Annotated in this window: 7 protein-coding genes; 3 read left to right on the plus strand and 4 right to left on the minus strand. The window is 50.0% G+C overall.

Features of this window, described 5'->3' with window-relative positions; translation table 11 throughout:
- Nucleotides 1–19 precede the first annotated feature (19 nt).
- The 4 genes from dnaJ to mog all read right to left on the minus strand — a co-directional run bounded on the left by dnaJ (nucleotide 20) and on the right by mog (nucleotide 5,441).
- Nucleotides 20–1,162 (minus strand): molecular chaperone DnaJ, encoded by a 1,143-nt coding sequence (dnaJ, locus tag FY046_RS16675; protein WP_133842355.1) that lies wholly within the window; start codon nucleotides 1,160–1,162, stop codon nucleotides 20–22.
- Nucleotides 1,163–1,269: 107 nt separating this feature from the next.
- Nucleotides 1,270–3,183 carry a molecular chaperone DnaK gene (gene dnaK / locus FY046_RS16680; RefSeq protein WP_133842356.1) on the minus strand — a complete coding sequence of 638 codons (1,914 nt, stop codon included), beginning with the start codon at nucleotides 3,181–3,183 and terminating at the stop codon, nucleotides 1,270–1,272.
- A gap of 237 nt (nucleotides 3,184–3,420) precedes the next feature.
- Nucleotides 3,421–4,725 (minus strand): MFS transporter, encoded by a 1,305-nt coding sequence (locus FY046_RS16685; RefSeq protein WP_133842357.1) that lies wholly within the window; start codon nucleotides 4,723–4,725, stop codon nucleotides 3,421–3,423.
- Between the two features lie 128 nt (nucleotides 4,726–4,853).
- On the minus strand, nucleotides 4,854–5,441 hold the full coding sequence (mog, locus tag FY046_RS16690) for a molybdopterin adenylyltransferase (RefSeq protein ID WP_133842723.1): 588 nt from the start codon (nucleotides 5,439–5,441) through the stop codon (nucleotides 4,854–4,856).
- A 434-nt stretch (nucleotides 5,442–5,875) separates the two neighbouring features.
- Between mog and FY046_RS16695 the strand changes: the two genes are divergently transcribed.
- The 3 genes from FY046_RS16695 to FY046_RS16705 form a co-directional block, all read left to right on the plus strand.
- Nucleotides 5,876–6,472, plus strand: a complete 597-nt coding sequence (locus FY046_RS16695) for a fimbrial protein (RefSeq protein ID WP_133842358.1) — start codon at nucleotides 5,876–5,878, stop codon at nucleotides 6,470–6,472.
- Between the two features lie 34 nt (nucleotides 6,473–6,506).
- Entirely contained in the window at nucleotides 6,507–7,196 is a 690-nt protein-coding gene (locus FY046_RS16700) for a fimbrial biogenesis chaperone (protein WP_133842359.1), read from the plus strand.
- Nucleotides 7,197–7,243: 47 nt separating this feature from the next.
- Nucleotides 7,244–9,021 (plus strand): fimbria/pilus outer membrane usher protein (locus FY046_RS16705; protein WP_446186298.1); only part of this gene is annotated, 1,778 nt, incomplete at its 3' end.

Raw genomic sequence — 9,021 nt, forward strand, 5'->3', positions numbered from 1 at the left:
GACCAGGGAGCCGTTGCGATTAACGGGTCAGATCGTCAAAGAACTTCTTCACGCCATCGAAGAAGCTTTTAGAACGCGGGCTGTTCTTCTCACCGGATGGGCCGCCGAAGCTCTCTTCCAGTTCGCGTAACAGCGATTTCTGCTTCTCACTCAGGCTGACTGGCGTTTCCACCACCACGCGGCATAACAGGTCACCCTGCGCACCACCACGTACTGATTTCACACCCTTACCGCGCATACGGAACAGTTTGCCCGTCTGCGTTTCCGCAGGGACTTTCAACTTCACGCGGCCGTCCAGCGTCGGTACTTCAATCTCTCCACCCAGCGCAGCCATCACAAAGTTGATCGGGACTTCGCAGTACAGATTGTTCTCTTCACGCTCAAAGATATTGTGCTTACGCACCTGAACCTGAACATACAAATCGCCTGATGGCGCGCCGTGCTCACCCGCCTCCCCTTCGCCGGTCAGACGAATGCGGTCACCGGTATCCACACCCGCCGGAATTTTCACCGACAGGGTTTTCGAACGCTCAACCCGGCCATGACCGCGGCAGGCGTTACACGGATCTTTAATCACCGAGCCACGACCATGACAGGTCGGACAAGCTTGCTGTACGGTGAAGAAGCCCTGACGCATCTGTACCTGGCCAGCACCGTGACAGGTTGAACAGGTTTGCGGTTTGGTACCGACTTTCGCGCCACTACCGTGGCAAACATCACACTCTTCCAGCGTTGGAATGCGGATCTCTTTGGTCACGCCGCGTACCGCTTCTTCCAGCGACAGCTCCATGTTGTAGCGTAAATCTGCGCCGCGTGCAGCACGCTGTTGACGGCGGCCTCCGCCAAAGATATCGCCGAATACGTCGCCAAAGATATCACTGAAGTCAGCACCGCCACCGCCGCCGAAGCCGCCATGACCGCCACCGCCCATACCGCCCTGTTCAAAGGCTGCATGGCCGTACTGATCGTAAGCCGCACGTTTCTGCGCATCGGTCAGAATTTCGTAGGCTTCTTTGACCTCTTTAAATTGTTCTTCGGCACCTTCACCCTGGTTACGATCGGGGTGAAACTTCATTGCCAGGCGTTTATAAGCCTTTTTGATTTCACGCTCTTCCGCTGATTTGGAAACGCCTAAAACCTCGTAATAGTCTCTCTTCGCCATTGTTATTGATCCTGCCCTTAACATGCATGCACGGGCGTAGGATTTCTCCGACGCCCGTGCTGGTAATCAATGGCGCATGACGCGCCACCTTGCCCGCTCAAGGGCGATTATTTTTTGTTGTCTTTCACTTCTTCAAATTCAGCGTCGACAACATCATCGTCTTTCTTCGCACCATCGGTCGCATCTGCTGCGCCGCCAGCGGCCTGCTGCTGTTGAGCGAACTCCATCAGCTTGCTGGACACTTCCATCAGAGCCTGGATCTTGGCTTCGATATCCGCTTTATCTTCGCCTTTCAGCGCCGCGTTCAGTTCGGTCAATGCGGCTTCGATAGGCGCTTTGTCATCCGCTGGCAGTTTGTCGCCCGCTTCGTCCAGCTGCTTACGTGTGCTGTGTGACAGCTGATCGCCCTGGTTGCGTACCTGAACCAGTTCTTCGAACTTACGGTCAGATTCAGCATTTGCTTCCGCATCACGCACCATTTTTTCGATCTCTTCGTCGTTCAGACCGGAAGAGGCCTTGATGGTGATTTTCTGCTCTTTACCGCTGTTCTTGTCTTTCGCTGACACATGCAGGATACCATCGGCATCGATGTCGAAAGTCACTTCGATCTGAGGCATACCACGTGGTGCGCTCTGGATACCGTCCAGGTTGAACTGACCCAGAGATTTGTTATCCGCTGCACGTTTACGCTCACCCTGCACAACATGGATGGTCACGGCAGACTGGTTGTCTTCAGCTGTTGAGAACACCTGGCTGTGCTTGGTTGGGATAGTGGTGTTCTTAGTGATCAGCGACGTCATCACACCGCCCATGGTTTCGATACCCAGCGACAGCGGGGTAACGTCCAGCAGCAGAACGTCTTTTACTTCACCCGCCAATACGCCACCCTGAACCGCTGCACCAACAGCAACAGCTTCGTCCGGGTTCACGTCTTTACGTGGCTCTTTACCGAAGAACTCGGTCACTTTCGCCTGAACCATTGGCATACGTGTCTGGCCACCAACGAGGATCACATCGTTGATCTCAGAGACGGACAGACCTGCATCTTGCAGAGCCACTTTCAACGGCTCGATAGAACGAGCAACCAGATCTTCTACCAGTGATTCCAGCTTCGCACGGGTCACTTTGATGTTCAGGTGTTTAGGACCTGTCGCATCAGCAGTGATGTACGGCAGGTTTACGTCAGTTTGCTGGGCAGAAGACAGCTCGATCTTCGCTTTTTCTGCCGCTTCTTTCAGACGCTGCATCGCCAGTGGATCGTTGTGCAGATCGATGCCCTGATCTTTCTTAAACTCAGCCACCAGGTAGTTGATCATACGGCTGTCGAAGTCTTCACCACCCAGGTGGGTATCACCGTTGGTTGCCAGAACTTCGAAGGTTTTTTCGCCATCAACTTCATCGATTTCGATGATAGAGATATCGAAAGTACCACCACCCAGGTCATATACCGCGATAGTGCGGTTACCCTGACCTTTATCCAGACCGTAGGCCAGAGCCGCTGCGGTTGGTTCGTTGATGATACGTTTTACTTCCAGACCAGCGATACGACCGGCATCTTTAGTTGCCTGACGCTGTGCATCGTTGAAGTATGCCGGTACAGTGATAACCGCTTCAGTCACTGGTTCACCCAGATAGTCTTCAGCCGTTTTCTTCATTTTTTTCAGCACTTCTGCTGAGATCTGTGGCGGAGCCACGCGCTGGCCTTTCACGTCCAGCCATGCATCACCGTTTTCAGAACCCACGATTTTGAATGGCATGATTTTCAGGTCACGCTGCACTTCTTCATCCTGGAAGCGACGGCCAATCAGGCGCTTAATCGCAAACAGAGTATTCTGCGGGTTAGTCACGGCCTGACGTTTAGCAGGCTGACCTACCAGCGTTTCACCATCCTGGGTGTAAGCAATAATCGAAGGTGTTGTACGATCGCCTTCTGCATTCTCCAGTACACGCGCTTTGCCGCCATCCATGATAGCTACACAAGAGTTCGTTGTGCCCAGGTCAATACCAATAATCTTACCCATTTAAACATCTCCCACTTAAATTCAATTCAAATCAGCTTATGAACCATTAATGCGGGCATTTTTTACAGTTTCAACTGCTCGCCCTACGCTTTTTTTTCCAGGTCCGTAGCTTCGGATGCCAACTAAGATGGGGCCGGGCAACGCGGCATCAAGGGGGAGAGAGAAAAAAATTTTCACTTTGCCCTAAAAAGACAACGGGCCAGCCTGAGCTGACCCGTAAAACGCTATGATTGCGCGTTATTGTGCGCTGATCTGCTTTAATAGCGCCTGTTGCCCGGCTTCACCTCGCAGCCAGCAGCCGACCAGAACGCCTATCCCCGCCAGTGCCAGCACATAGTAAGCAGGTGACATTGGTGACAGCTTCAGCATCAGCGTCAGCGCCATCGGCGTCAGTCCGCCGAAAAAGGCGTAGGCGAAATTATAAGAAAAGGAGATACCGGTAAAACGCACTTTTGCCGGGAACGCACTCACCATCACGAACGGCACCACGCCCACCACACCGACACACAACCCGGCGACCGCATAGGCAATAAAGAGATATTCCGGCGACTGCGCAGCCACATGGAAAAACGCCCAACTGGAAGCGGCCATTAACAGGCTTCCCACTATCAGGGTAGTGGCAGCACCGATACGGTCCACCAAGGCCCCGGCAATAATACAGCCAAAAATCAGCATCACCGTTGCCAGGCTGTTCGCCTGAAGCGTCAACGCGGCGGGCAGGCCATGTAACTTTTGCAGTAATGCGGGTGCCATCAGCAAGACCACGACAATACAGGCCGACAATAGCCAGGTCAGCAGCATCGACACCACCACGCCATGGCTATGACGGAATAACACCGTGATCAACGGCAGCTCGGCTGAAAGCGTTTTACGCTGCTTCATCTGGAGAAAGACCGGCGTTTCATGCAGCCAGCGGCGCAGGTACATCGCCAGCAGGCCAAAGCCGCCGCCCAGCAGGAAGGGAATACGCCAGCCGGTTTCAGCGACGGCCTGCGCACTCATGGTGGTGGTAATCAATGTTGCCACCAGCGACCCCAACAGAATACCGAAGGTCAGGCCGGCGGTCAGCGTTCCGCAGGCAAAACCAATCCGTTTCTCCGGCACGTGTTCGGCGACAAACACCCAGGCACCCGGTACTTCACCGCCAATGGCAGCCCCCTGCAACACACGCAGCAGTAGCAGGAGTATCGGCGCAGCAATACCGATGGAGGCGTAGGTGGGCAGCAACCCCATCGCCAGCGTGGGCAATGCCATCATCAAGATGCTCAGGCTGAACATTTTCTTGCGTCCCTGGCTATCCCCGAAGTGCGCCATAATCAGGCCGCCCAGCGGGCGGGCAAGATAACCGGCAGCAAAAATCGCATAGGCCTGAAACTGACGCAACCAGTCAGGGAGACCTAAAGGGAAAAACAGGTCGCCGATCACGCTGGCGAAAAAAATGAAGATAATAAAGTCGTAAAATTCGAGTGCGCCACCCAGCGCAGCCAGAGTTAACGTCTTGTAGTCGTGCCGGTTGAGGTGACGCGCATGATCATGGGACATAATTATTCACGAAAATCCAGAGTCAGAAGAAAGCCGTATAGTTAACGTTTGTAAAGCTGAGATGACTATACCGTCAATTTTCTGCCACAGCAGTGGACGCTGGATCTTATGCCTGAAAAAACGATTTTTTAGTTGTTTGTTTCGCGCCGTGCGCTTTTAGGACGAAATGCTGCTACGACCTTCGGATCAGTCTCCATGTAGGGCCCCTCCAGCAGCTGAATACAGTACGGGACACTGGCAAAGATGCCATGTACCTGCGTATTACCCTCGCTGTCTTTCAGACCTTCCAGCGTCTCCTGAATCGACTTAGGTTGTCCCGGCAGGTTGATCACCAGCGACTGTTTACGGATTACTGCCGTCTGGCGTGAAAGGATCGCGGTGGGTACAAAGTTAAGGCTAATCTGTCGCATCTGTTCACCAAACCCCGGCATTTCCCGGTCAGCAATCGCCAGCGTCGCATCCGGTGTGACATCGCGCCGGGCCGGGCCGGTTCCCCCGGTGGTAAGCACCAAATGGCAGAACAACTCATCGACCAGTTCACAGATCGCCTGCTCAATCATCGGCTGCTCATCAGGCACCAGACGTTTTTCAATTTCAAATGGCGTAGTTAACGCCTCAGACAGCCACGCCTCAAGGGCCGGTAATCCCTGATCCTGATAGATGCCATTTGCGGCGCGATCCGAAACGGAAATCAAACCTATGCGTAATGTATTCATCATGTTCTCGCCATTCATACCCGGCAACATCAGTACGGCCGGTGGGGGTAAGCGTGTTTTCACAAGAATACACTGAATTCAGGAATATTGGCAAAGAGGCAAACAGACATTTTGCTAATGATGACAACGGAAATAGAATGAAAAATAAAACAGAACAATCACACACTATAGATTAAAAATCACAGGCTCATCATATTTAAGAAAAAACAGGACTCATTTTATTTCGCTTTTTTTGTGAATTTATAACTAGTAAAAACCACTAGAATTCGCGAAATCTCATCAGGCACAAGGAAGTAATTATCGTTAAACATCTGCTATAAACGCCCCCTGCATTAACTATCGCCAACCGACAGCCACGAGAAAAATCGAGGATGGACGGCCTGTGCAATTAAAAAACCCGATTATTTATCAATAGAAAACTTACAGAGGAAAAAATGAAAAAGGTCATTATTGGCACTGTACTACCCACGTTAATATTCAGTTCAATGTGCTATTCCGAAACCAGCGTTTCAGGCGGAACCATTAATTTTACAGGTGCAGTGACAGATGCAACCTGTACTATCAATGGTAATAATTCTGCCGACCTTTCCGTCGTGCTCAATCCGATAAGTACCGAACAGGCAGGAACGTCAGAAGGGTTAATTGATGTTGGTAAGAAAGCATTTTCACTGGACTTCTCCAACTGTTCATCAGCAAATATAGTGAATACGGGCAATGGGGAAACACCAACGACGCCCAATCTTCAAATGCAGTTCTCATCACCTAACACCATATCTAATGATGGGAAATACCTGATCAACCAGGAAAATGATCCTCAGGGTAATCCTCGAAATGTGGGTGTCGCTATTGTTTTACAAAATACGGAAACGCAGCCTATCCCACTTAATCAGATACTGGATACCAAACTGGGAGGCACATCATCATCACCAGAAACGCTGAACTTCTATGCTAAATATTACAAAGTAGGAACTCAGCCTGCGGAGGCCGGCACGGTCAGAACGATGGTAACGTATAGCGTCACTTATCTTTAATTTTCAATAAGTCCTATTATTGAGCGATTGTTTCATGAGAATAATTTTACTGTTAACTGCATTATTACCTTTTTTGTGTCACGCGAATGTCATTATCAGTGCGACGCGTGAGATCTACCCTTCCGACAGGAAAGAGATCTCAGTTCAATTGCTCAATAACGGTTCTGACCCCTCACTGGTACAGGCATGGATTGATAATGGCGATCCTGACTCAACCCCTGAGACAGCAAAAGTACCGTTTCTGTTAATGCCACCGGTGGTAAAGGTGTCCGCGCATAGCGGGCAACAGCTAAAGGTGCGCTATATGGGTGGGAATTTGCCAGTCGATCGCGAGTCGGTTTTTTATCTTAATATACTGGATATTCCCCCCGTCCCTGAGAACCTTAAGGGAAAAAGCGTAATGCAACTGGCAATACGGTCCCGTATTAAGCTTTTTTTCCGGCCCACCGGACTGAAAGTAAAGCCTAAAAACATAATAGATAAACTGACATTTACTCATGAGAAGGATAGCATCACGCTTCATAATGCCAGCCCCTATTACTTAACATTATCAGGCGTACGAGTTAACCAGGGAGGAAATATATTAAAAAAAGGTCTGATGATGGAACCCTTTTCTCAGAAATCACTGAAAGCAAACGCACCTATTTCCAGCGAAAACTCCGTCTCCATCGTCTATATCAATGATTATGGCGCCAGCATTGAATCGCGGAAAAAAATTCAGTAAAAATGCCTAAATTTAAAATAAACCGGGTCACATTACACTTGATGTTAATGTGCTCCCTCCTGTTAAAGCAACACATCTCTTATGCACTCACGTTTAACACTGATTTTTTGGCAGGGAAATCCAGCCATGCTGATTTGTCACGATTTTATACAAACAGTGATTTACCGTCAGGCAACTATGACATTGACATTTACGTCAATGGCGACTGGAAGGGGAAGTATGATGCAAAAGTAGTTAGCAGCCTAACAGACATCCGTATAAACGTTAAGGAATTCACTCGAATGGGATTAAGAAAAGTTATTGATAACCCGAAAAATGTAAAGAATGAATTCCTTAACGTTTATGCTCTTTCAACGGGAATAAAAAGCAGTTTTGATGCCAGTCAGATGAGACTGGATTTGAGTGTTCCACAGCAGGAGATGGACACAAAATGGCAGGGGTATATCGATCCTAAATTCTGGAGTGAAGGCATCCCAGGCCTGACACTCTCCTATCAGGCAAACTACTATCATTCGGCCTCTAACAATCATCAGAATGAAGATAATGGTTATATTTCATTAAATACCGGACTGAATCTGCTCAACTGGCAGCTGCGTGATAACAGCTCCTATAACTATTCACGAACGGGTAAGTCTGACTGGCAAAATAACACCCGCTATTTGCAACGAAATATCAGCACCATCAACTCCCAGTTACGTATCGGCGACAGCTATACCCCTTCTGACCTCTTTGACTCTTATCGCTTTCGTGGCGTGAGCATGGGGACAGATATCCGGATGTTTCCTGACGCGATGCAGGGATTCGCCCCCATCGTACACGGCGTGGCGCAGACCAACGCCCTGGTTAAAATCATTCAGAATGGCGTGACGATTTATCAGCAAAACGTCTCCCCGGGACCCTTTGCGATTAATGATATTTTACCAACCGGCTCCGGGGGCGATCTTAACGTTGAAGTTGACGAGGCCGATGGGCGCATTCAACGCTTTACCGTACCTTATTCCTCCGTTCCCGGCATGCTAAAACCTGGCGTTAACGTCTATAACCTGGCGATGGGCCAGGTGCGGATACCTCAGATCAGCGTTCACCCCGACTTTATACAGGGGACCTGGCGCAGGGGGATGACAAATCTCTTTACTGCCTATGCAGGAGGGATCTGGAGCAGCCACTACGGTTCAGTACTGGTAGGGACCGGGCTGAACCTGCCTGTAGGGGCACTGTCCTTTGATGTTACTCAGGCACGTCAGGCTTCATACAGACACGTGGATAGCAGCAGCGGGCAGAGTTATCGGCTTGCTTATAGCAAATTTTTCACCGATACCGGAACCAACTTTGCGCTGGCAGCTTACCGTTACTCAACCAGCGGCTTTTTGACTATGGAAGATTCGGCGCAGAGGGAAAGTAACGGCGGGAAAAACACGATTGCCAATAGCGGTACCATTAATCAGAAAAACAGCTTTAACTTCAATGTGAATCAGAACCTCGGTGGCTCGGCAGGATCGCTGTTCCTATCTGGTACATTAAGGAACTATTGGGGAGAGGCAAACAGCAACAAGGAGTATCAAGTAGGCTATTCGAATACCCTCTCTAACGTCACCTTCAACGTTTCTGCCAGCCGTACCCGAAATAATGATAACCGTGAAGAGATGCGTTACTACCTTGGTTTCTCCGTCCCCTTCAGCGTATTCGACTCCCCTATCTATCTGTCGACTAACTCATCCTTCACACAGAATCACTATAGCAACAGTGATATCGGGTTGAGTGGAACCGCAGGCAAGGCCAACCAGTGGAACTATAACGTTGACGTGGCTAACAGTCGGGGCGGCAA

This window comes from Erwinia sp. 1181_3 (genome assembly GCF_052824965.1).